Annotated in this window: 21 protein-coding genes; 7 read left to right on the forward strand and 14 right to left on the reverse strand. The window is 48.5% G+C overall.

All coding sequences use genetic code 11. From position 1 onward, the window contains the following. Positions 1-31 precede the first annotated feature (31 nt). A complete protein-coding gene (locus ACX93W_RS03850; protein WP_459390988.1) occupies positions 32-973 on the forward strand; it encodes a tyrosine-type recombinase/integrase in 942 nt (313 codons plus the stop codon). A gap of 101 nt (positions 974-1,074) precedes the next feature. Here the strand turns inward: ACX93W_RS03850 and ACX93W_RS03855 are convergent, their stop codons facing one another. Continuing rightward, positions 1,075-2,004, reverse strand: a complete 930-nt coding sequence (locus tag ACX93W_RS03855; RefSeq protein WP_459390989.1) for an MBL fold metallo-hydrolase — start codon at positions 2,002-2,004, stop codon at positions 1,075-1,077. A 217-nt stretch (positions 2,005-2,221) separates the two neighbouring features. Here ACX93W_RS03855 and ACX93W_RS03860 point away from each other — a divergent pair, with 217 nt between their 5' ends. From ACX93W_RS03860 to ACX93W_RS03870, 3 genes are all read left to right on the forward strand, one after another. After that, a complete protein-coding gene (locus ACX93W_RS03860) occupies positions 2,222-2,833 on the forward strand; it encodes a TetR/AcrR family transcriptional regulator (RefSeq protein WP_459390990.1) in 612 nt (203 codons plus the stop codon). A gap of 33 nt (positions 2,834-2,866) precedes the next feature. Then, the gene (locus ACX93W_RS03865; RefSeq protein WP_459390991.1) at positions 2,867-5,203 is read left to right on the forward strand and encodes an MMPL family transporter; all 2,337 of its coding nucleotides are present in this window, start codon (positions 2,867-2,869) and stop codon (positions 5,201-5,203) included. Positions 5,204-5,293: 90 nt separating this feature from the next. Beyond that, on the forward strand, positions 5,294-5,899 hold the full coding sequence (locus ACX93W_RS03870; RefSeq protein ID WP_459390992.1) for a DUF1349 domain-containing protein: 606 nt from the start codon (positions 5,294-5,296) through the stop codon (positions 5,897-5,899). Positions 5,900-5,986: 87 nt separating this feature from the next. On the opposite strand, the gene ACX93W_RS03875 is transcribed toward ACX93W_RS03870, so the two are convergent. After that, positions 5,987-6,493 (reverse strand): TVP38/TMEM64 family protein, encoded by a 507-nt coding sequence (locus ACX93W_RS03875; RefSeq protein ID WP_459390993.1) that lies wholly within the window; start codon positions 6,491-6,493, stop codon positions 5,987-5,989. A gap of 230 nt (positions 6,494-6,723) precedes the next feature. Between ACX93W_RS03875 and ACX93W_RS03880 the strand changes: the two genes are divergently transcribed. From ACX93W_RS03880 to ACX93W_RS03890, 3 genes are read left to right on the forward strand one after another with little or no spacing between them, the layout of a single operon-like run. Then, entirely contained in the window at positions 6,724-8,352 is a 1,629-nt protein-coding gene (locus ACX93W_RS03880) for a spore germination protein (protein ID WP_459390994.1), read from the forward strand. Between the two features lie 16 nt (positions 8,353-8,368). Then, a complete protein-coding gene (locus tag ACX93W_RS03885) occupies positions 8,369-9,472 on the forward strand; it encodes a GerAB/ArcD/ProY family transporter (RefSeq protein ID WP_459390995.1) in 1,104 nt (367 codons plus the stop codon). Next, the gene (locus ACX93W_RS03890) at positions 9,465-10,658 is read left to right on the forward strand and encodes a Ger(x)C family spore germination protein (RefSeq protein ID WP_459390996.1); all 1,194 of its coding nucleotides are present in this window, start codon (positions 9,465-9,467) and stop codon (positions 10,656-10,658) included. Before ACX93W_RS03885 ends, ACX93W_RS03890 begins: the two co-directional genes overlap by 8 nt. 55 nt (positions 10,659-10,713) lie before the next feature. Here ACX93W_RS03890 and ACX93W_RS03895 read toward each other — a convergent pair whose 3' ends face one another. The 12 genes from ACX93W_RS03895 to ACX93W_RS03950 form a co-directional block, all read right to left on the reverse strand. Then, positions 10,714-11,799 (reverse strand): Gfo/Idh/MocA family protein, encoded by a 1,086-nt coding sequence (locus ACX93W_RS03895; protein ID WP_459390997.1) that lies wholly within the window; start codon positions 11,797-11,799, stop codon positions 10,714-10,716. A 15-nt stretch (positions 11,800-11,814) separates the two neighbouring features. After that, positions 11,815-12,618 (reverse strand): sugar phosphate isomerase/epimerase family protein, encoded by an 804-nt coding sequence (locus tag ACX93W_RS03900; RefSeq protein ID WP_459390998.1) that lies wholly within the window; start codon positions 12,616-12,618, stop codon positions 11,815-11,817. 194 nt (positions 12,619-12,812) lie between these two features. Beyond that, complete coding sequence (locus ACX93W_RS03905; RefSeq protein WP_459390999.1) at positions 12,813-13,934, reverse strand: NAD(P)/FAD-dependent oxidoreductase; 1,122 nt, start codon at positions 13,932-13,934, stop codon at positions 12,813-12,815. A 72-nt stretch (positions 13,935-14,006) separates the two neighbouring features. Beyond that, positions 14,007-14,429 (reverse strand): organic hydroperoxide resistance protein, encoded by a 423-nt coding sequence (locus tag ACX93W_RS03910; protein WP_459391000.1) that lies wholly within the window; start codon positions 14,427-14,429, stop codon positions 14,007-14,009. A 103-nt stretch (positions 14,430-14,532) separates the two neighbouring features. Beyond that, positions 14,533-15,573 (reverse strand): NADH:flavin oxidoreductase, encoded by a 1,041-nt coding sequence (locus ACX93W_RS03915; RefSeq protein ID WP_459391001.1) that lies wholly within the window; start codon positions 15,571-15,573, stop codon positions 14,533-14,535. Positions 15,574-15,817: 244 nt separating this feature from the next. Beyond that, on the reverse strand, positions 15,818-16,399 hold the full coding sequence (locus tag ACX93W_RS03920; RefSeq protein WP_459391002.1) for a TetR/AcrR family transcriptional regulator: 582 nt from the start codon (positions 16,397-16,399) through the stop codon (positions 15,818-15,820). Positions 16,400-16,453: 54 nt separating this feature from the next. Further along, positions 16,454-17,494 carry an HD domain-containing phosphohydrolase gene (locus ACX93W_RS03925; RefSeq protein ID WP_459391003.1) on the reverse strand — a complete coding sequence of 347 codons (1,041 nt, stop codon included), beginning with the start codon at positions 17,492-17,494 and terminating at the stop codon, positions 16,454-16,456. A 179-nt stretch (positions 17,495-17,673) separates the two neighbouring features. Further along, positions 17,674-18,861: an MFS transporter gene (locus ACX93W_RS03930; RefSeq protein WP_459391004.1), complete on the reverse strand. Its 1,188-nt coding sequence runs from the start codon at positions 18,859-18,861 to the stop codon at positions 17,674-17,676. Between the two features lie 349 nt (positions 18,862-19,210). Next, complete coding sequence (locus ACX93W_RS03935) at positions 19,211-19,930, reverse strand: YebC/PmpR family DNA-binding transcriptional regulator (protein WP_459391005.1); 720 nt, start codon at positions 19,928-19,930, stop codon at positions 19,211-19,213. Positions 19,931-20,109: 179 nt separating this feature from the next. After that, positions 20,110-21,666: an ABC-F family ATP-binding cassette domain-containing protein gene (locus ACX93W_RS03940; protein WP_459391006.1), complete on the reverse strand. Its 1,557-nt coding sequence runs from the start codon at positions 21,664-21,666 to the stop codon at positions 20,110-20,112. Positions 21,667-21,855: 189 nt separating this feature from the next. Continuing rightward, positions 21,856-23,445 carry an MDR family MFS transporter gene (locus ACX93W_RS03945; RefSeq protein WP_459391007.1) on the reverse strand — a complete coding sequence of 530 codons (1,590 nt, stop codon included), beginning with the start codon at positions 23,443-23,445 and terminating at the stop codon, positions 21,856-21,858. Between the two features lie 167 nt (positions 23,446-23,612). Then, positions 23,613-24,071 (reverse strand): MarR family winged helix-turn-helix transcriptional regulator, encoded by a 459-nt coding sequence (locus tag ACX93W_RS03950; protein WP_459391008.1) that lies wholly within the window; start codon positions 24,069-24,071, stop codon positions 23,613-23,615. Positions 24,072-24,207: the final 136 nt, after the last annotated feature.

Raw genomic sequence — 24,207 nt, forward strand, 5'->3', positions numbered from 1 at the left:
CGATTAAATCGATTATTCAGGAGAAAATGACATGGAGTACAGCGAAAAGATAGAGCAATTTCGGCGCGAAGTTGACCTTTTTGAGATTTATATGAAAGACCGCGAATATTCCAAAGCGACGCAGCGAGGTTACTTGCATGACATCAGACATTTTCTTGTCAGCATAGATGGAAAAGACATCCATCAAGTCTCCGATATCGATGTGATGAAACATTTGACTCGTGTCCGGGAAAGCGGCGCAGGTCCTCGGTACCGGAATCGCTGCCAATCTGCGATCCGTCTATTTTACAAGGTTATGATTAAATTTAAAGAAGCAAGCTCCAACCCCGCCATGGATATCGAAAAAGCAAAAGTGGAAAAAAACCGAAAACCGGCTTTTTTGCAAAAACCGTTTCTGGATGCTTGCCTCCATCTCGTGAAAGGCCGATATTTGGTTCGCGATATTTCCATTATGGCTTTAATGGCCTATGCGGGGCTTCGGGTTAGCGAGGTTGTTCGCCTCAACATATCGGATTTTGATCGGGAAGGCTCCATTCTGGGTGTCTTGGGGAAAGGCGACAAATGGCGTTATCTCCCCCTCCCTCCTGAATTGAGCCAGCTGCTGCAGTCGGCATTGAGCGAACGGATCGAACCGCGAAGCAAAAAAGACGCCTCGGCGTTTTTTGTATCCCAATTCAGGCGAAGGATCAGTCAACGGATGGTTCAAGCTGTCGCGGAAAAAACATTTGCAGCGCTCGTCAAAGAATACCCTCAATTTGCGGGACAAGCTTTATCCTCCCATAAACTAAGGCATTCGTTTGCAACCGATCTGTTGCGAAACGGAGCGGATTTGCGCGCCGTGCAGGAGCTGCTTGGACATGAAGATATTTCGACAACGCAGATTTATACGCATGTACTGGACGAAGCCAAGGAACGAGCGATGCAAACCGTGCGCCCTTCCATTCCGTTCATCGGACAATCGGTTTCAAGCTGAAGCTTGCGCCTAACCCAAAAGAATTCTATTCTACGCAAAAAGCCCGCTGGTTCCATAACCATGCAGGCTTTTTAATGATTTTTCTGCGTTTATTAATGACATTAAATATTAGCGAAAGGCCACTTCATCGTCCTTCCTAGCTCCATCATCCAAAGCTTCTGATCAGGCAATTCCCTTCGCTTCCACTCTGCCAGTAGCCGGTCCAACGCCTCCTTTGGCGTATCGTCGGCCAAATGAAATGCGTCATAATGCATTGGGATAAAAACCTGGCCTTTGACGTCATCAAATGTTTGGATGGCCTGTTCCGGCGTCATGTGGGAATTCCCCATAAACCATTCCGGCTCGTAAGCCCCTATCGGTATTAACGCAACTGAAATATGGGGATATTTCTCCCCAATCCGCACGAAAATATCGTCATATCCGCTATCTCCTGCAAAATACAAACAATCCTCGCCATAAGTCATAATCCAGCCGCCCCAATGCGAAGTATTTGTATCCCATGGGGTTCGACGCGTCCAATGTTTTGCTGGCACAAAACCAAACGTAACCCCTCCAACGTTTTTATCGTCCCACCAGGAAAACTCCTGCACGCGGTCAAAGCCTTTTCGGCGAAACCAAGATTGCAAACCCTCCGGCACAAGAAGAATGAAGTCGCCGGGCAAACGGCGCAAACTGCCCAAATGCAGATGGTCATAATGGGCATGCGACAAAACCACAACGTCGATCGGCGGCAAATCCTTAATCGCGATTCCCGGTTTCGCAAGCCTGGCTCCCATCCCCATTCGGTTCGCCCACACCGGATCGGTCACAATATTGAGGCCGCCCAGTTGAATCAAAAATGTGGAATGGCCAATAAAGGTAACGGTTGGTTCCGTTTTGTTGGCGGAAAGTAGCTCCAGGTCGGGCTTGACACGCGGAATGATGTAGGATAAATCCTTCTTTTTGGCGCGCCGCTCCTTTTGCCATTGCCGAAAATCGGAAAAAGCTTTTTGATTGGATGAGCCATCGTTGTTGACAAATCTTTTTTTCATAGCTGCCGCTACGCCCCTTTTAATTAGCCTCACCATAATAGGTTTAAATAACTGAACTTTCCTTATTATACAGCTTTACCGGAGGAGCCGCATCTTTGGCAAAGCATGCACCTAACTGCGACATAAAATGCCCAATGAGCAAAATTGCACAATGGGCAACTAAGTGATAGAATAACATTATCCATTCTATAAATGGCAAGTTGGAGGTGAATAAGAAGTGAATCAAAGCTTGAGAAGAAAAAAGAAAGAAGCAACGGCGAGCGCCATGTCGGAAGCAGCATTTCACTTAGCGATGGAGCGAGGGCTAGATGGGTTTGTCGTCGAAGACATCGTGCAAAAGGCCGGTTACTCGCGACGAACGTTTGCTAATCACTTTTCCTGCAAGGAAGAAGCAGTTGTGATGGCGGCGGAAGTCATTCACGGCCATGATGAATACATCGATATGATTCATGCGCTTCCCGAGGATTCCGTGCCGATTGAAGTAATGTATCAATTTATCAAAATGCAATTAACTGAAGGTGTGCTTCGTCGCGTCCATCAAATTCTGGAGCTGTCCAAAACAAATCCAAGCCTCGTTCCGTATACGTTGACAATGGTTCATCGATTGCAAACGGCTGCTCAAGAAACATTGGATGAATTGTTCAAGGACAGGTATCCATTAGGCTACAGCCACATTTTGGCCGGCTCCGTTTGCGCGATCATCCTTCCAATGCTTGACGGCAGCGTGAAAGTACAGCTTCCTGGTGCTCCTGCAAGCGAAAATGAGGGTATAGCAACATTCGACGAATACATCGATACCGCATTCAACTACTTGCGACACGGGTTTTAGAATAGATAACAGAATAGGAGAGAAATCCGTATCATGTCAAAACTACTTTACCGAATCGGCAAGCAAGCCTATGACAAACCTTGGTTCTTTATCATTGGCTGGATTCTTGTCCTTGCTCTGGTTGGAGCTTTGCTCGCCACCAATGGCATCCACGTTTCGTCCGATATTAAGCTTGAAGGCACGGCCTCCCAGAAGATACTGGACAAATTGGAGAAGGAATTGCCCGAAGCGTCGGGCGGACAAGGCAGCGTGATATTCCTTGTTCCGGATGGCGAACGGCTTGATACCGAAGCTAATGCAGCGGCAATGATTAACGCCATTAATGAAGTGTATAATCAAGATTATGTTATTAATCCCGCTGAGCTTATGGCGGCTCGCGGCGATGATGGCGCGGCTGCGATGCAACAAGAAATGATGGAGAAACAAGCCGCTGCGGCGGCGGGAGGTGCCGCAGCACAACAAGGGGCACTTCCTCCCTACGGTCCGCTTATGATCGACGGCATGCCGATTCCCGGCGTATTGATCGCCAGTGAAGGCAATATCGCTCTTTTTCAATTTCAGTTTACTGTGCAGCAAACATCCCTTCCCAAAGGCGTAACGGCTTCTATCATTGATGCAGCTATGCATGCGGAAGCAAATACGTCCATAACCGTATTGCCAAGCGATTCGCTCAAAGAAAACTCGATTCCAATCGGGACCAATGAAATTTACGGCTTGGTTGTAGCCGCAATCGTACTGTTTCTGACATTGGGTTCCGTCGTGGCATCCGGACTCCCTATCGTGATTGCGCTTTTTGGCGTAGCAGCAGGTGTTGGCGGCGCGTTCGCAGCTTCCAAATTTGTGACGATGACCTCGTTTACGCCTGTGTTGGCCTTGATGATCGGCCTTGCCGTCGGCATTGATTACGCCTTATTTATCGTCAATCGCCAGAGACGCCTTATTTTCGATCAGAAGCTCTCCGCTCGCGAAGCGGCTGGCCGGGCAGTGGGAACGGCAGGCAGCGCGGTATTTTTCGCCGGCCTTACGGTTATCATTGCTTTGTTCGGTCTGCTGGTCATCGGGATCTCCTTCTTGAGCACGATGGCCATCGTCGCTTCCATTACAGTCTTGTTTAATGTACTGATTGCTCTTACGCTGCTTCCCGCTTTGCTGGGATTGCTGGGAGAACGCATCTGTTCGCGCAAGGCACGTGAAAAATATGGAGTGAAAGCGGCAAAAGAGCAGAACAAAATCGCTAATGTGTGGGTTTCCGGCGTCATCAAATTCCGCTGGCTTGTCATTGTTGGCGTAATCGTCTTATTGGGAGCTGCCGCCATCCCGGTTGCCAAAATGGAGCTTGGCATGCCATCCGGTGCAACCGCCAATCTGGATACGGCCGAACGGCAGAGCTATGATGTCATTGCAAAAGGCTTTGGCGAAGGTTTTAACGGGCCGCTTCTGATCGTTGCCGAACCTGAGGATGCCTCCCAGTTCGTAACCATGGAAACATTGGGAGGTCTTGCACAAGAACTCATGCAAATTGAGCATGTTTCTGTCGTAAATCCCGCCGGTGTTAGCGAAAATGGAAAAATGGCAATTTTAAGCCTTATTCCGGATTCCGGTCCATCCGATCCCGCCACGAAAAAGCTTGTGGAAGAGCTGCGTTCCGGGGATTCCGATATTGCCGGCAAATACGGGGTGACGCTTGGCGTAACCGGTCTTACGGCCGTCAACATCGACATGTCCGCCAAATTGTCGGAAGTATTCCCTGTTTATGTAGGTATCATTGTTATTTTGTCCTTGATCATATTGTTGCTTGTTTTCCGTTCCATCCTTGTTCCAATCAAGGCAACGATCGGCTTTTTGCTCAGCATATTGGCGACTTTTGGTTTAACGACTGCCGTTTTCCAATGGGGTTACGGTCATGAACTGTTCGGCTTTGATACGGGTGGACCGCTGCTTAGCTTTATCCCGATTATGGTTACCGGCATTTTGTATGGCCTTGCTATGGATTATCAGGTTTTCCTCGTTTCTTCGATGCGGGAATCCTATGTGCACGGCCATCGCGGACATGAAAGCATCAGACTTGGCTACCAGATGGCGAGCCGTGTCGTAGTTGCGGCGGCCATCATCATGGTGTCCGTTTTTGCCGGCTTTATTTTTACGCATGATATTATGATCAAACAAATCGGCTTTGCGTTGGCGCTTGGCATCCTAATCGATGCGTTTGCGATTCGTATGACGCTGGTGCCTGCCGTCATGTCCCTCTTTGGCGACAAGGCATGGTCACTGCCGAAATGGCTGGATCGCATTCTCCCTAATCTGGACGTTGAAGGCGATAAGCTGATAGCGGAGCTTGAAGCGCAAAAGAATAATGGAATAGTTGCATAATTGAAGATGATTGTACTACTATTTTCCTCCGATTTTTTTTATAATGCTACTGTATGGATTTACATTTGATGTAACTTGGGAGGATTCATTATGGGACAAGCCGATTTCAAAGCCTTTAAATGGGTGAACGAAAACAGGATTTCTTTTCAAAATGATGCGGTTATCATGCACGCGCCTGAAAAAAGCGATTTTTTCTGCAACCATACTCCAACCGCCGAAGTTGGAATCACGCCCGAAAATTTAACGAACGCGCCTTTTTTCTATACGGAGGTAACCGGAGATTTCGTCATGAAAGTGAAGACGAGTCACGAGTTCAGGGATACGTACGACTCCGCTTCTGTCATGGTTATGAAAGACCTGCAGGTATGGGCCAAAGCCTGTTTCGAGCTAACGGATTTCGACACCAACGCCGTAGTAAGCGTAGTGACCAACGGTGTATCGGACGACGCCAACGGTTGTAATATCGACGGTAAAGAGGTTTGGCTGCAGGTCGCTAGATTGGGCAATTCCTTTGCCTTTCATTATTCCCTGGATGGCGAAAAATTCGATATGATGCGTTTCTTCAGTTTGCCGGTGGGTGACACAGTAAAGGTTGGTTTATTGGCTCAAGCTCCCCAGGGGCAAGGCGGCGAACGAGTATACGAACACTTCTCTCTGGAGTCGAAATCGGTTAAAAACATCCGTATGGGCGTCTAGCAGTTTAAGTATCAGCTGCCAACAGCAGCATTCCTCTTCACAAACCGCGCCTCTCTTGTTTTCAAATGAAGAGGCGCGGCTCTCCGACTAAAACCAGCTATTTTTGATCCAATAAAACAAGCCCTGACCCAGCCATACTTCCGCAGCTATCGAAGGTGCTTTCCCTATCACTGTAGCCGCCATGAATAAATAGACATTCATCCTGTACCACGAAGCAGCAAAAGTAATTGCGCCTGACGGGATAAACGGCATGATCCGCGCGATCAACATCAGGACAAATTGCTTTGCGGGTCTAGCCGAAGCAAACGCCCTGCTCCATTTGCCCTGACGACTTCCTTTTCTTCCCCGAAGCTTTGAAATCCCCTTTCGATAAAGCCAATACGAGATCAAAGCGCCTAACGTTTCCCCTATAATCGAGATGACAAAACCGGCAGACAACCCGAAAACAATCCCATTTACGCCGGATAAAAAAACGGATGGCAATACGCCGGCAACGCTAATGAGGATATTGAGCGTTATGCTGATTAAAGCCCCCCATATCCCAAACCCCTTTAACCATTCCGCCGTTTGTTCACTATCAAAAAGAACGTCCACTCTATTGTTTCTCCATTCTATTTTCTTGAACACTTTAGCCACATTGGCGATTCGTCTTTCAGTTCCTTATAAATGTAGTATGATTTCTTCGACGATGAACAGGATAATTCTAATGCTTTGGACGTTGCAGCTTCATCTTAAATGGGGCAACTTGCATAAAAAGAAGCAAACTTTGGAAAGCTTCAACAAAAGCGCCTATCCGGCAATTTCCTGTGGAGGGGATACAGCCCATGTCAGCCATCATGAAATATATCCCTGATTGGACGATTTTTGCTCAAGCCATCATTGCGCTTTTGGTTCCTCTTCTGATGTTTTTTCTGTATAGGAAGCTTTACCATTTTGTGGGGAAAGCTCCTGGACCAAACGTCAATCGTGCTGTAGAAAAAAAGGAGCTGCATGAAGAAAATGTACCATTTACGGGGAACTACGAGGAAGACATTCAGATCATCAAAGACCTCATTGGTGAAAATTGCGATTTTCGGACAAGGGAATTTCCGATGGCCAAGATGAATTGCCGAGGCCTGCTGGTTTATGTGGACGGCATGCAAAATGATCGCCTTCTAAATTTGAAGCTGCTTGAATTTCTGATGTTCGAGGCTACGGCAGAGGAATTGGGCTTGCCGCTTAATGCGGGAGCTATCCTTCCTATTAACAGCTTGATTGAAGCCGGCGATATTGGCGCATTTAACCGTTCCGTATTGTTTGGCCATACCGGCTTATTAATTGAAGGGTTTCCGCGAGGTTTATTGATCGAGCTGCCGGACGGAGCGAACCGCCCTGTTATGGAGCCCGTATCCGAAGCGCTGTTGCGTGGACCGAGGGTAGGTTTTACCGAAATCCTTAGCGAAAATACGTCCATGCTACGGCGTCAAGGCTTTAGCGACCAGTTGGTGATGAAATCTTATCGGGTCGGGACCCGCTTGAAGAGAGATCTTGCAATCGCTTATATGAAGGATATCGTCAACGAAGATTTGCTGCGCGAGGTTCAAGCCCGCATCGAAAAAATGGATATGGATTTTCTGGCGGAATCCGGTTACGTCGAGCAGTTGATCGAGGATAACTATTTAAGCCCTTTCCAGCAAACGCAAAATACGGAGCGGCCAGACAGAGTCATCAATGAAATATTGGCCGGTCGAATCGGCATATTGCTTGACGGCACGCCATTTGCTTTAATCGTTCCATCCACCTTCAGCATGCTGCTTCAATCGCCGGAGGACTATTACGAGCGCTGGTTGCCCAGCTCGCTTCTTCGCATGCTGCGATTTCTCGCAGCCTTTCTTGCATTAATGTCGCCAGCGCTTTATATTTCGTTTATTTCGTTCCATCCCGGTCTCATTCCGACCGAGCTTGCCTTGACGATTATCGAAACCAGGCAAGGCGTCCCGTTTCCTTCTGTTATCGAGGTGCTGATTCTGGAGGTAGCTATCGAAATTTTGCGGGAGGCCGGCATCCGTCTGCCCAAGCCGATTGGACCGGCGATGGGCATCGTCGGAGGTTTGATCATCGGCGACGCTGCTGTGCAAGCCGGCATAGTTAGCCCGTTTCTGGTCATTGTTGTAGCCGTTACAGCTATCTCCTCCTTCTCGATTCCTACGTACAGCGCTGGCTTTACGCTTCGTTTGCTGCGTTTTGTCGGCATGGTTTTTGCCGCTTTCCTCGGCATGTACGGAACCATCTTGTTTTTCCTTCTCCTGTGCAGTCATTTAACCAAGCTCAAGAGCTTTGGCGTTCCGTATTTGACGCCAGTTACGCCTTACCGTCTGCGAGATTGGAAGGATGTGTTCCTTCGCGCACCGTTTTCCTTGATGAAAAGGCGGCCAGCCATGCTGAAAACAAAAAATGAACGAAAAAAATCATAAGCCGGGAGGTCTTCGTTTGTTTAAGAGAACCGATGATAAAATCACAACCTCGCAAGCAACTGTTTTTTTGACCAACACCGTACTTGGCGCCGGTATTTTGACCATGCCGCGCAGCGTAACCCAAGCCATGGAATCGCCGGATTCCTGGATTACGATCTTGCTTGGCGGTATCATCATTATGCCGGTTATTTTGCTTATGGTAAGTCTTTGTCTTAAATTTCAGGGACAGACCATTTTTGAATTCGCAGGTAAAATAGTTGGCAAATGGCCGGGAAAAATCCTTTGCATGCTGTTGGTCCTGTATTTCATCATAATCGCTGGGTTTGAAATTCGCTCGTTGGCTGAAGTAGGCTTATTTTTTCTTCTGGAAGGAACGCCGATTTGGGCGATGGTTTTGCCCTTTATCTGGGCGGGTGCTTATCTCGTCAGCGGCGGCATTAACTCGATCGCTCGTGTTTATCAAATCGTTTTTCCGATCACCATCCTGGTTCTGATTGTCTCCTATGGATTCAGCCTTCGGATATTTGAAGTAAGCAATCTAAGGCCAGTGTTGGGCGAAGGAATTATGCCGGTGCTAAAAGGGTTAAAGTCGTCAATCCTGATCTACACCGGTTGCGAGGTGGTCATGACCATTGTTGCTTTTATGGAGAACCCCAAGCAAGCTGCAAAAGCGATGCTTGGCGGTATTGCCATCCCTTTTGGACTGTACTTCCTCACCATTATTCTTGTCGTTGGAGGTCTTTCGATCAATTCGGTTATTACAAGCACCTGGCCAACGATCGACTTAATTCGCAGTTTTGAAATAACGGGATTTTTTGTAGAACGGCTTGAGTTTCCATTGATGGTTATCTGGCTGATGCAGATGTTTTGCAATTTTTGCAGCTTCTTTTTCCAGGCATCGCTAGGTGTATCTCAACTTTTTAAGCGCCCCTTCCAATCGATGATTTTTGTGATGGTTCCATTGCTTTTTCTAGCAACGATGGTGCCCAAAACCCGTCAGGACCTGTTTGCGTTAGGTGACGCAATTGGAGTGATGGGTGTGTGGCTATTTCTTTTGGTAACCGTGCTTCTTAGCATTGTATGGTGGGTTCGAGTGAAGGGATTGAAGCAGCATGTCTAGGTTAGTCAAGTGTCTGATTCTGATCGTGCTCCTTCCTGCCCTTCTGACGGGCTGCTGGAGCAGCAAGGAGATCGAGGACTTGGCCCTATACGCTGGATTGGCTCTGGATGTCGGTCAACCGGCTCCCGTCGAAAAAGAGTTTGAAGCCAAAGGCGCGCGGTATTCCAAAAGGAATAAAGTGATGGCCACTATCCAAATCGTACCGACAAAATCGGCAGGCGGCGAAGACAAGAAAAAATCGGATACCAAAAAGCACTATTTGAATACTTCAGCTAGCGGCGATTCTATCCTTGAAATTTTTCGTCAATTTTCGATTCGCCGGGACCGCCCGATCATCGGCCATCACCTGAAAGTCATCGTCATTTGCGCCGAGCTGCTAAAGGTGCAGGCCATTGAACAATTAATGGATTTTGTTTTGCGAGATAATGACATCCGGCCTAGTACCCTGGTCTTCATTAGCAGAGGACCGGCCAAGGATACCCTTTACTCTTCGCAGCCTAACGAGATCCCATCCTTCCACATATCCGGCATGCTTCGCAACAGGTCTAGAACAAGCAAGGTTATTAATGCCGTAACGTTATCCAGACTGGATGCCCTGATGTACGCCAAAAAAAGCTTTGTTCTGCAAAACCTGGTTACGGCCAAAGGAGAAACCGAATTTTCCGGTGTAGGCATCATTAAGGGCTCTAGCGGCCAATGGATCGGCAATTTGAATCAGGAGGATACCGAAGGCTTGGCTTGGATAAAAAATGAAGGTCATGCCGGTGTTATCAAAACTTACGACCGGGACAATGAACCCATTACTTACGAAATAAAGGCGATGAAAAGCAAAATCAAGGCAGACGTATCCGGCAACAAAATCGCGTTTCACGTTTCCATCAAAACCGAAGGCCGCCTGATTGAAATCTGGAACAGCAGAGGTCAGTATACGCAAAAGGAATCAAATGTAAAAGATGTAGAGGAATTGTTCAAAGCCAAGCTTAAAAACATAATTAACACGCTAATGCGTAAGCTTCAGACCGACTACAAGACAGATGTTGCCGGTTTTGGGGAAGTATTGTCAATCAAACATCCCCATATATGGAAAAAGGTCAAAGAAGAATGGGATGACATATTCAGCAAAACTGAAATTACGTTCGATTATAAATTAAGCATCACCGAATTTGGTTCGTTTACGAATGATTAAATGAGGGTACCCCGTAAAAAAAGCAATTCCGATATCGGAATTGCCGTTTCTTTGATTAGACCAAGACGCTTGGATATCCTGACAAGACTTGAACCGGAATTCCTTTTGCTGCGCTTTCGTAGAAGGCGTCTACAATTTCAGCAAAATACAAACCGTCATCCGCCGGAGCAACAAGCGTACTGGAGCGTTTATGAATGGCATCAACAAAATGGCGGAATTCATTCAATAATTGCAACTGGGGATTCAGCTTCAGCTTTGGCGTAATATCGAGGCAAATATCGGAGCTATCCCCAAAAAGCTTCAGCGTGCCGTTGACAAGGCTTGCCCCGCCTTTGGTGCCCATAAGCTCGACATAAAACCGGTCTTCCTCAATATTGGAAGCCCAGCTAAAATCAAACGACAGCGATGCCCCGTTATCCAGTCCAATGTAACCAATAGCTGCGTCTTCCACATTGAAGACGCCTCCTTCAATCCCTTTGTAGCCGTTTCGATTGCGCGCCGTCGTATGAATGAAATTTTGATAAGTTCTTCCTGCCACATAGGATACCTTTGGAAGATTCATCAAATAAAGCGCCAGATCCAGGTAGTGGGCGCCCAAATCGATCAAAACACCACCGCCGGAACGCTTTTTGTCCGTAAACCACGTGCCTCTGCCCGGAATACCGCTCCTTCTCACCCAACCGGCTTTGGCGCTGTAGATTTCCCCCAAATGGCCATCATCGATCCACTTTTTCAGAAAAACAGCTTCATTGGTGAAGCGATTATTCAAGCCTATCATAACCAGCTTGCCGTACCGGTCCCGTGCCTCAAGGATGCGATTCGCTTCTTCAGCGCTTATGCTAAGTGGTTTTTCGCAATGGACATTCGCGCCTTGCGACAACGCAAATTCCGTGATTTCGGCATGCAGGAAGTTTGGCGTAACGATGCTGACAATATCCGGCTTTTCCTTTGCGAACATTTCTTTGTAGTCCTGATAAGCACGAGCAACATTGTATTTTTGCGCCATTTTTGAGGCTTTGTCCAAATCGATGTCGCAGATGGCGACAACCTGTACATCGTCCAGCGAAAGATAACCGTGAATATGTTTTTTCTCGGCATTTCCGCCTGCGCCGATAAGCGCATATTTCAATTTTTTCGTCATTTTTTCACCTCCGTCTTATTCCTCATGACCAGACTCAAGCAGCAGTTTTCTAAAATAGGATGCCGAATAATCAACGCCCCTGTCCGCCAATTCATCAGGCAGCGCCGACTTTCGCGGTTCAATGCTCAGGCCTGCGCTATAGCCAACCGCCCTGAGCGTGGCCAAAAACGACTTCCAATCCGTTTGATCCATGCCGGCAGGTGGTTCATCCACCTTTACGCCGTTGATCAAAAGCGAGCCTTTGAGATGGACATGATAGAATCGATGTCCCCAATCAAACGTTTCCTGCAAATAATCTCCGCCAAAAAAACGTGCATGCGACGGGTCATATTTGATGCCTAACTGAGGCAAATGGCCGTGGATGATCCGCCAAACGTCGGGTGAATGCACGAAATTGACTTTTCGGCAGTTGTATGTGGATATGTTGACGGTTTTGGAGCTTGCATATGTCAGCAGCTCTCCAAAAAAACGAATTGCCGCTGTGCAATTGTCGTACAGGGAAAGCTCGTCCACGTAATTGCAGCCGACGACAAAGCTGGGACATTGAAGCTCTGAAGCGACATCGATCAGCTCAAAACAGCGCTTAAGCTCATCTTGGACGATGTCACCGCTTCGGTCAATCCTTATTGATTTCCAGCGTCCAATGGAGCCAATTTGTATGTCATATTGTTCCTTCCACGCCGACAGCTCGCCAACCCGGTCGCAAAATGCCGTTACATCGTCCCCTTCGTTTACGCAAAACTCCAAAAAATGCAGCTTTCGCTTCTGAGCCAGAATAAAGCTGCTTTCTTCGGCTGGAGCAATAATCCCCAGGTTCATATTAAAAAACTTCCTTTCCGGAATGAATGAACGTATTGAAGCGCAGAAAAGCGGATTCCGATGGAATCCGCTGGATAAGTTGCTTCCATTGCAAGTCATCGTTGTTATGAACTAGAATAATACGATGAAATGTAAATATCAAGCAGTATTTTGCTTTTTCCGAGCAATTTAACTCATTCTTGGCCAAAAGCTCGTTATCCGATGGCAACTTGCAAGTTGTAATCATTAAAATCAATCTCAAACGGCAGCCCTAGCGTAAGCTTAGCCAGTTGATCCCCTAAAAAAGGACCAACCGTTAGTCCGGATGAGCCTAACCCGTTTGCTGCAAACAATCCCTCTAAGCCCGGACATTTGCCCGCAATCGGCAGGAAGCCCGGCGTAAAGGGCCGAAAGCCAACTCTCGTCTCCACGATTTCGGAATCAGCCATACCTGGCGCAACCGCAAGGCCTTTATTTAACACCTCTTGCAATCCGCCTGCCGTTGCGACTGGTTCGTCCACTAGCACCCCATCGTTTTCATGCGTCGCGCCAACAACAAGCCTTTGATGGTCAAAGGCAAGCAAATATTGATCGGTCGGCGGCATGACTACCGGCCAATGTTTTGTTGGATGTCCGCTTTGCGTCTGGAGATGCAAAATCTGCGCTTTTTGGCTCGTTACTTGAAAGCTGATCCCCGCCTGTCCAAAAAGCTCCTTTGCCCAGACGCCTGCGCACACAATCGTTGCATCCCCTTCATAGGCCCTGTCGCCAATCTTAACGCCTTTGACGCGATTTGTGTCGAGGTCCAGCACTGCGTCCCCTCGCAGCAACATAGCTCCATGCCGAACGGCGGCACGGACGAGCGCATCCCTTAGCGCTCGTCCGTCGACACGCGCGGCTCCTTCAATGTATACCGAGCGATAGTCGTCCGCCAGGAGCGGAAAACGCGACTTTGTCGCAAAACCGTCGAGTGATGCGATTTCGCCTATTTCAGGAGCCTCTTCCCTGCGCAGCTTTGCTCTTTCTTCTAGCTTGGCCAGTTTATCCTCGCTGTCATGAAGCAGCAATGCGCCGACTCGGGCATAGCCGGTTTCCCTTTCCCCTGCCTTTTCCAACTCCGCGATGAGATCGGGATAATAACGCGCTCCCGCAGACGCCAGGCGATACCAGGCTTTATTGCGCCGTTGGGATACCCAGGGGCAAATAATGCCGGCGGCCGCATCCGTTGCTTGACCTTTATCCTGGCGATCGATAAGCGTGACCTCGGCCCCCATACTGGCAAGATGATAAGCGGTGGACGCCCCCATAATGCCTGCTCCAATTACGATGCACTTCACTGTACGGGTCCTCTCTCTCCAATAAGTAAATAACGGATAACCACAATAAACGGGATACCTAACGCAAAGAGGCTACTCGTTGCTTGTTTCCACGTCGATATTGCCTCTGGTCGCTTTGGAATACGGGCAGACGGCATGGGCCGCAGCGACCAATTCACTGGCTTGCTCTTGCCCGATTCCCGCAACGGTGACTTGCAGCTTTACACCTAGCTTGTAGCCACTGTCGGTCTCGTCTTTCAGCAATGATACATGCGCGGTCACTTTCGTAGCAGTTACGTCGCTCACTTTTTTTCTGCCAATGACCAATTGCAGAGCGCTGTCGAAACAGGAAGCATAACCCGCAGCAAACAATTGCTCCGGATTGGTGCCGCTGCCTCCCTTTCCTCCAAGCTCTTTTGGCATGGACAATTCCAGGTCGAGCACGCTGTCAGGGGTTTGCACCCTGCCTTCCCTGCCTCCCGTTACCGTAGCCGACGCTGTATACAATACGCTCATTTTTATCATCCTTTCTTGTCTCATTCAAGTAAAGGATGGTTTGGCGCATCATGAAATATGCATGAGCTTATTTATTTTTCCCGAAGAATGTCTTCAGGCAGCATTAATGTAAAGAGGCTAACGATTCCCGTGTAAAAGGCAATACATCGTCAAGCCGGCCTTCACGGACTTTGTTTGCCCAAGCAGGGTCGCTCAGCAGGGCCCGCCCGATAGCAACCAGATCAAATTCTCCATTTTCCAAACGCTTGATAAGGTCGTCGATACCTTGTGTATTGCCGCCTTTTCCTTCCGTAAACAAGGTCATAAAATCAGTGTCGAGTCCAACGGAACCAACCGTAATAACCGGTTTCCCGCTCAACTTTTTAGTCCAGCCTGCCAAGTTCAGATCGGAGCCTTCGAATTCGGGCTCCCAGAAGCGGCGCGTGGAGCAATGGAATACATCAACTCCCGCATCGCTAAGCAGCTTCAGGAACTGTTCCAGCTCTTCCGGCGTTTTAGCCAGTTTGGCGGTATATTCGCTGGATTTCCATTGGGAGTAACGGAAAACAATAGGGAAATCGGGCCCCACAGCTTGGCGGCAAGCCTTAATCACCTCGACCGCAAACGTGGCTCTCGCTAAGTAGTCACCGCCGTATTGGTCGGTGCGGTTATTGGTTTTCTCCCAGAAAAACTGATCGATCAAATAACCATGCGCCCCGTGTATTTCAATGCCGTCAAAGCCAATTTCCTTGGCTGCGGCTGCCGAACGGGCAAAGGAATCCACGATCTCGGCAATTTCGGCCGCCGAATAATCATTGACTTGGCCTTTTGCGCCCATATGCCAAATTTGCGGAATGATCTTGCCGCCTGCAGCATGCACGGCTTCAACCACTTTAGACCAGCCTTTCAGCGCGGCTTCGCCGTAAATATGAGGCACATTACCTTGATCCGAGGCATCGGCATGCTCAATGATCGTGCCTTCGGTTACAATAAGGCCTACCCCGTTTTCCGCGCGACGCTTGTAATAGGCGGCAACATTTTCACCCGGAACGCCTTCCGGCGAAAACTGGCGGGTCATCGGCGCCATAACGATTCGGTTGGACAACGTTAAGCTTCCGGCTTGGAACGGTGTAAATAAAGCTTCGACAGATTTGGCAGTTTGCAAAGGAATCCCTCCGTTATGTGTTTGTATCTCTATTTCTTATATTGTCTCCATCTTTTTTGACTTACCAGTCAACAACATGGCAAAAAGAAAAGCATCCAATACGACGCTGCTTACCTTGTTAAATGATTTTTTTGACTGGAACATTGTCCAAGTCCTGTAACTCAAATTCTCACCTCCTCAACTTTATGTACCGGCTCGTTAGACTCCGTTATTGACTTCGCAGTCAATAACTTGGCAAAAAAATTCACGGCTCCAGCAGCGCCAAAGCCGCGTTAAGAACGACATCAATACGATCCTCGGAAGAACCAGACTTCTCCATCATTTTGATGCCGCTCCATACATTGTTCAAGTAGACGGCAAGCTCCTTGCTCGTGAGGCGGCTCGTGATGGCTCCCCGCTTTTGTCCGTCTTGTATAACGATTTCTATAATTTGCTCCACTTCATGAAACATTTCTTTGATTTCCCGGGTTACTTCCTCGTCCTCCGTACCGAATTCCAACACGGAATTGACCATCAGGCAACCTCGGCAATCCGAATTTTTGTTCCGGTGAAGAGCTGCGTCGCTAATGGCTTTCAGCTTCTCCAAAGGTGGCGTTTCTTCAGCCGCCAGCTCCTTCACTACGGCAACGCTTTGCTCGCGATATAGAGCAAGCGCCTTAATGAATAAAGCTCTCTTGTCTTTGAACAGGCAATAAAAGCTTTGCTTCTTCACTTGGGTTGCGCGCGTCAAATCGTCATATGAAGTGGATTTGAACCCTTTTGTCCAAAAAACCTCCATGGACTGGTGCAGCGCACGGTCAACGTCGAATTCTCTTGGTCTGCTCATAACATGAGCATAGCAGTTCTTGACCCGGTAGTCAACAACTCGATCGCTCACCCGCTATTCTATGTCATCGCTCATCATCGTCATAAAGGCGTCTACCACCTCAGGGTCAAAATGTTTGCTGCGCTGCCGTTTGATTTCCACAAGCGTTTCTTCATGGCTCCAGGCTATTTTGTAAGGCCTCTCGTGCGTCAATGCATCATAAAAATCCGCCAAGGCCACGATGCGCGCTTCAATCGGTATTTGCTTCCCCAAAAGCCCTTCAGGGTAACCGCTGCCATCCCACTTCTCGTGGTGGCTTTTGGCAATGATTTGGGCAAGCTTCAGTACGGTAAACGAGCTGCCCTCCAGCATATTGGCGCCAATGATCGTATGTTCCTTCATTTGTTCAAATTCATGGGGTTCAAAGCGGCCGGGCTTCAATAAAATATTGTCGGCAATACCGATTTTCCCAATATCGTGAAGCGGCGCTGAAATGGCGATCATATCGGCATGATCCCGGGATAAGCCGATTTTTTCTGCAAGCCGTCCCGCAAGCTTGCCCACGCGCTGGGTATGACTGCCGGTCATATCGTCCCGGTATTCCCCAATCCGCCCAAGGAGCTTCAACGTCTCTCTTTTTGCCTTTTTCAGCTCCTCCGTCCTTTCGCGGACCCTTTCCTCCAAATTGCTGTTTTGGAGTTGGAGCTGTATGTGATACGAACGTGTTTTCAACAGGTTATTAATCCGCAGAACCACTTCCGTCTTATCGTAGGGCTTAACCAAAAAATCGTTTACGCCGGCTTGCAGTCCATGCTGTCTGAGACTTGGCGAATGATCCTCCATGAGCATCAGAACAGGCAAAAATGCATTTTCGCCCGTATGCTCCCGAATCAAAGCCAACGCCTGAAGACAGTCCATCTCCTGCATTTGCATGTCCAAAAGAACGATATCGGGTTCGATTTCCCCAAGCGTCTGCTGCAAATCAGCCTCTTTTGGCGTACAGTGCAGACGGGTATATCCCGCACGGGACAGGATGCGTTCCAACAGATCTATATTGTTTCCCTGTCCATCCACAATAAGGATTTTGGCTTGACTGAAGTTGTTTATCGTTGTCACCGCATGTCCCGGTTCATTCTATTATCCTTAACGAGCAAGATCGTACTCATTTTGACAGGCCTCCTGATCGTATCTAATGTATGTATCAGCCGTAAATAGGAACCATCCTGCTAATGTCTTTCCCAAGTATTTCTTAGTCACTACCATCATAGGGTGCCGGAGGCTATGTTGCAATAGATTTATGAGATGGATCGGGGACGAGTTTGCGGCCGGAAAGCGAATCCCAGCAGCGAAAAGAGCAGAAATGCCGACCCAAGCAGCAGAAATACGCTGTTATCCGATAAATACGACAAGCCGTAACCGCCAAGCAGCGGACCCAAAATACTGCCGATGCTAAAATGGATCGAACCCGCCACATTGGCGGCTGGCAGAATTTCCTTCGGCAGAATGTCGGCAGCATAGGCCAGGCCCAACGAAAAAAAGGAACCTACCGCTCCGCCGGCGACGATAAACAGAAGCATGAGAATAGCGATGGTGCCGTCCGCAAACGGAATTGCCAAAAAAGACAGGGAACCCGCTATTCCGCAAAGCATAAGCACCGGTTTTCGCCCTGCCCTGTCGCTCAGAATGCCTAATGGCAGCTGCAGAATCAAGCTTCCTGCTCCAAACGCAAGAAGCAGCAACGAAATCCAATGCTGGTCAAGCTCCGTCCGCAATCCGTAAAGCGGAAAAGTGCTGTTCATGGATGACTCCACCAAACCGAACAGGACCGCCGGAATCAGCGCAAACCATGCAAGGCGATAGGTTGTCAAATACCGCTTTCGGCCTGCCTCTCCTCGCTGCGGCATTTCCGGCTTTTCTTGCGGAAGCTTGAACACCAGAAGCATGACGCTTAAAAAGATAATGCCCGAAACAAGAAACGGCGCAGGCCTGCCTATTTGCAGCAGGTTAATGCCAAGCGGACCAATACTGAAGCCGAGGCCATAAGCCATGCCGTAAAGCGAAATGTATCTGCCGCGTTTCTCCGCAGGGCTGGAACTTACAATCCAGAGCTGCGTCGCGTAATGCAGGGCGCTGTCGCCAACTCCGACGAGCAGCCGCAGGACAAACCAGACGGCAAGCGAACTGGTTAGCGGGAATAGCAGGACCGAGCAGGCGACCAATGCGATGCCGGCAATAATTACTTTTTTATAGCCCCAAGCCCTTACCGGCCTCTCCACAAAAAACATCATGCCAAAAACGCCGATATACATCGCGACCGAATTCATGCCGTTTTGGTCTGCGGGAATTCCGGCATCCTCTAGCAGAATAGACAATAAAGGGAGCAGCAACCCTTGGCTCATGCCTGCAACAATGACGACAGCTAACAATAGAACAAGCTTATAGCGAAAAGAATTGGTTTGTGAAGCAAAGATGCCTGAAGTCAATGAAATTGCACTCTCCCTTAAAGCGGTTGTTCAAAAAGTCCTCTTTCCACTACGAAGCGTGCCTAACAGCATGGCCGACATCGAATATGACATTCAGCCGAACTAAGCGTATGCTTACGTAGTATGTTCCTCCGGAAACATTTGAGGTCCTCACGTAGCCATCACTACGCTCCGCTCCTCAATTCCTAGCTTCAAGTCATCTTCTCGGTACTGAAAAGCGAACTTTTTGAACATGCACTTAAAGCGGTTGATCAAATTTTTCCTAATCATGAGTAAGGGAACGCCGTATGAGATACAGCGTCCCCTTAACGTACAATCGGCCCACAGTGGGCCGATTGATTTGATTTCCCTATTCCGACAGGTCAACGTTATGGTAAACCTGTTGTACATCCTCCAAATCTTCGAGCGCGTCAATCAGCTTTTCGAATTGCGCCTGCACGTCAGGCTGCAGCGTGATGTCGTTCTGAGCCAGCATGGTCAGCTCAGCCACAGTAAATTCCGTAATGCCGACGCTTTTGAAAGCTTCTTGAACTGCATGGAACTGGTCAGGCTCGGCGTAGACGATTACGGCTTCATCCTCTTCCAGAATGTCACGAACATCAACGTCCGCTTCAAGCATAAGCTCCATAACTTCGTCAAGCGACTTGCCGGTAACGCCGAAAACGGCTGTTGCGTCAAACATATAGGCAACGGAGCCGCTGACGCCCATGCTGCCACCCTGCTTATTAAAGGCAGAGCGCACGGCAGGAGCGGTACGGTTCACGTTATTGGTCAACGTATCTACAATAACCATGGAGCCGTTTGGCCCAAAGCCTTCGTAACGCAGCTCGTGATAGTTTTCGTCCGCGCTGCCTTTTGCTTTGTCGAGCGCCCGGTCGATAATCGCTTTGGGCACGTTATAGGTTTTGGCCCGCTCCAATACGACCTTTAATGCGCGGTTCGATTCAGGATCAGGCTCGCCTTTTTTTGCTGCCACATAAATTTCAACGCCGAATTTTGCGTAGACTCTACTTGTATTGGCATCCTTGGATGCCTTTTTTTCCTTAATGTTATTCCATTTGCGCCCCATACTGCTCCCACTTTCTACGGTAATCTTATCCTTAGCTATTATACCTATATTCCCATGCTGCGGACAAGCATCATTCTGGGTTCACGAAATCGAAAATTTTTTGACGATTAATTGACATCTTTGTTCAAAAAAAACCCTTCATTGCGTTTGGCAAGAAGGGTTTCGGCACGTTTGTTGAATTAGAATACTTTTGTTGTCCACGATTCGCAGTTCCAGATGTTGCTAACGACATCGCGGTAAAAATCAGGTTCGTGGGAAATAAGCAAAATACTGCCTTTATAGGCTTTAAGCGCTCGCTTCAGCTCTTCCTTGGCATCGACGTCGAGATGGTTCGTCGGCTCGTCGAGCACCAGCAAGTTAGTTTCGCGGTTAATGAGCTTGCAAAGGCGAACCTTGGCTTTTTCTCCGCCGCTGAGAACGGTGATTTTGCTTTCGATATGCTTGGTGGTCAATCCGCATTTTGCCAGGGCGGCGCGCACCTCGAATTGATTCAGGGACGGGAACTCGTTCCAGATTTCCTCAATGCATGTATTGTAATTGGCTTCCTTGGCTTCTTGTTCGAAATAGCCAATTTGCAAATTATCGCCTAGCTCCACCTCTCCGGCAACCGGATTGATTTCACCCAGGATACTGCGCAAAAGCGTCGTTTTGCCGATGCCGTTAGCGCCGACAAGTGCGATCTTCTGACCGCGCTCCATACGGAGATCCAGGCTGCGCGACAGCGGCTCCGAATAGCCGATTACAAGCTGTCTTGCTTCAAAGATCGCGCGGCCCGCTGTCCGGCCTTCCTTGAAGTTAAACTGCGGCTTTGGCTTTTCTTTAGCCAGTTCGATGACGTCCATCTTGTCCAGCTTTTTCTGCCTCGACATCGCCATATTGCGCGTAGCGACGCTGGCTTTGTTGCGGGCAACAAAATCCTTCAGATCGGAGATTTCCTGCTGCTGGCGCTTGTAGGCGGATTCCAGCTGCTGCTTCTTCATTTCGTACACTTCCATGAAGTGGTCATAGTCGCCGACATATCGGTTCAACTCCTGATTTTCCATATGGTATATCAGGTTGATTACGCTGTTCAGGAACGGAATATCGTGGGAAATCAGAATAAACGCATTTTCGTAGCCCTGCAGGTAACGCTTCAACCATTCGATATGGACTTCATCCAGATAGTTGGTGGGCTCGTCAAGCAGCAAAATGTCGGGTTTTTCCAATAGCAGCTTGGCTAACAGAACTTTAGTCCGCTGACCGCCGCTGAGGTCGTTGACATCTTTGTCAAGGCCGATATCCGTCAGACCGAGGCCTCTGGCCGTCTCATCCACTTTGGCATCGATCAAATAAAAATCCTGATTGGTGAGCGTATCCTGGATTGTGCCCACATCCTCCAGTAGCTGCTCAAGCTCTTCGGGCGAAACCTCGCCCATTCGGCCATACATATCGTTCATTTCCTGCTCCATATCCAGCAGGTATTGAAATGCGCCCTTCAACACATCACGAATAGTCATGCCTTTGGTCAACACGGCATGTTGATCCAGATAACCGACGCGCATGCGCTTGGACCACTCCACCTTGCCGTCATCAGGCTGAAGCTTGCCGGTAATAATATTCATGAAGGTGGACTTGCCTTCGCCGTTGGCGCCGATCAGTCCGATATGCTCTCCTTTCAGCAATCGAAAGGAAACCTCGTTAAAGATAGCACGGTCGCCAAAACCGTGGCTCAAACGTTCTACATTTAATATGCTCATTTATGACACCTTTTCCGTTAGACTTGATACTTGACTATTATAATCGGTAACGGAGGGTTAACTCAACATAGAAAATGTAAAAGACAAAAGAGACCTTCCCCATTTTGGGGCAAGGTCTCTACGAAATAGGATTCCAGGCAAGCACCGCTTTACGCTTCGATAATTTGAAAAGCAAAAGCCCTTCCGGAATTAAGAAGCTTGCGGCTCGTTGTCGGGCATCCGGTTGGATGTGCGAAGCGGAATTTCCCGAAGGAAAAACGTAAGCAGCAGAGCTACGGCGATTAATGCGGTTCCCCACAGGAACACCACCGACAAGGACGAGCTTAGCGCCTCGCGCAGAGTATCAATCATTTTTGCAATGAGGGGCTGGATATCGCTTGGCAATGTGTTTTGAAGCTCAACGAGCTTGGGCTGATCGAGCAGCATCTCGGGATGCTGGAACTCTGCAAGCTGCGATGCAAGCGCTGGGTCAAGCGATGCAAAGTCAAAGCCGTCTGGCGAAGCGGACGCCTCCTTCATATTTTTGAGCAGGCTGGATTGCATGATGGTACCCATCACCGCAATGCCGATGGTGCCGCCCAGGTTGCGGAACAGCTGCGAAGAAGCCGTTGCGACGCCAAGCTCTTCGGGACGAGCCGCATTTTGGACGGTGAGCGAAAAGATAGGCATGCCGATACCCAATCCCGTACCAAAAACAATCATGGCGATTACGGCCACCCAAACGCTGTTCATAAACGCCATAATCAACATGCCGGCGACCATAATGGGCAATCCGGTAAGCGCATAACGCTTATATTTTCCCGTTTTGGTAATATACCGCCCGATTACTGAACTCAGGATCACCATCGCAATTGACATCGGCATCGTAACGTAGCCGGAGTAGGTTGGCGAAATGCCCTCCACGCCTTGCACAAAAAACGGCAAATAAATCAATGCGCCCATCATGCCGGCATTCATCAGAAAACCTACCACATTGGAAACGGTAATAATGTCGTTGCGGAAAAGCGACAACGGAAGCACGGGGCTTTTGGCCTTTCGTTCAACCAATATGAAGAACAAGGTGAAAACAACGCTTGTTGCGAACAAACCGAGAATCTGGAAAGAGGCCCAATCATATTTCGTTCCGGCCCATGTAAAGCCTAACAACAACGCAATAATGGCAACGCTAAGAAGCAACGAACCGGCATAATCGATGCTTTCCGCCGGTTTCTTCTCCGTTTTGGGGAACAGGAACAAGATCATAAAGAAAGCAACAAGTCCCAGCGGCAAGAAAATCCAGAACAACCACTTCCACGCAAAATGGTCAACCAGCCATCCGCCAAGCGCAGGGCCGATTACGCTGGAGAAGCCGAACACGGCCATCATTACGCCGGTCCATTTGGCCCGCTCCCTTGGCGGAAACAAATCGCCAACCGCCGAAAAGACGGTTGCCATAATGATGCCTGCGCCAACGCCTTGAATGCCGCGGTACAGGATCATGTCAAAAATGGTTTTGGATAGGCCGGTCATAAAGGCCCCTATCATAAAAATAACGATGCCGCTCAGAATAAACGGCTTCCGGCCATAAATGTCTGACAACTTACCGACCAGTACGGTGGATAGCGTTGAGGTCAGCATATAAATCGTAATCACCCAGCTGTAATGCTCCATCCCGTTCAGAACAGCGATGATGCGTGGCATTGCCGTGCTGACGATGGTTTGGTTAATAGCGGAAAAAAACATAGCTGCAATAATGGCGAACATAATTGTCATTTTCCGTTTTGGCGATAAATCTTCCATGATGTCTCTCCCTCTTTCTGTAAAAAGCGTCTAAACGAGTTGTTAATTAATGACGTTAACTATATAAATTCAACTAATGATTTTCAGGAAGTATGGCCGTCGTGTGAAAGTTTATTCCGATCGCTGTTGTTCCCGGAATCTTTCTCACTTTAGCCTGCTGCTGAGAATTATTTAGTTGAATTTACATTGTTCGGGGCTTCCCCTGGTTTATGGTAAGCCGCCGCCAGCCTTTCAAGCAGATTGGTTACCGTTTCTCTTTCCTCCGGTTCTAGGATGTCCAAATAATGCTCCGTGATTTCAAGCTGAATATTTCTGGCTGCGGTCAACGCCGCATAGCCGTTATCAGTCAACTCCGCCATAATAACACGGCGATCCTGGCTGTCGCGGACGCGGATGACATATCCGCATTTCACCATGCGGTCGATCATCACCGTTACAGCGCTAGGTTTCACGTCCAGCAGTTCCGCCAGGTCGGTCAGCTTGCATTTTTGGCGATCGGCGATTGCATGCAGCAGGAAAAGTTGCGCTCCCGTTATTTCGGAGTCCATCCGTTTAACAGCTTCCGACTTGAGGCCCCGATGCAGCAACACAATGGATCTGAAAAATCGGCCGGATAAAGAGTTCACTTCAATCACCGCCTCTCCATTTTATTTTAGAACTAAACTATTAACTTTTATAAATATTAATCACTAAATGAATTAATGTCAAGATGGTGTCTCCATCGTTCACAATTGCATCCGTAAAATAGCAAAACGCCGATTC

This window comes from Paenibacillus sp. CAU 1782, assembly GCF_054551715.1.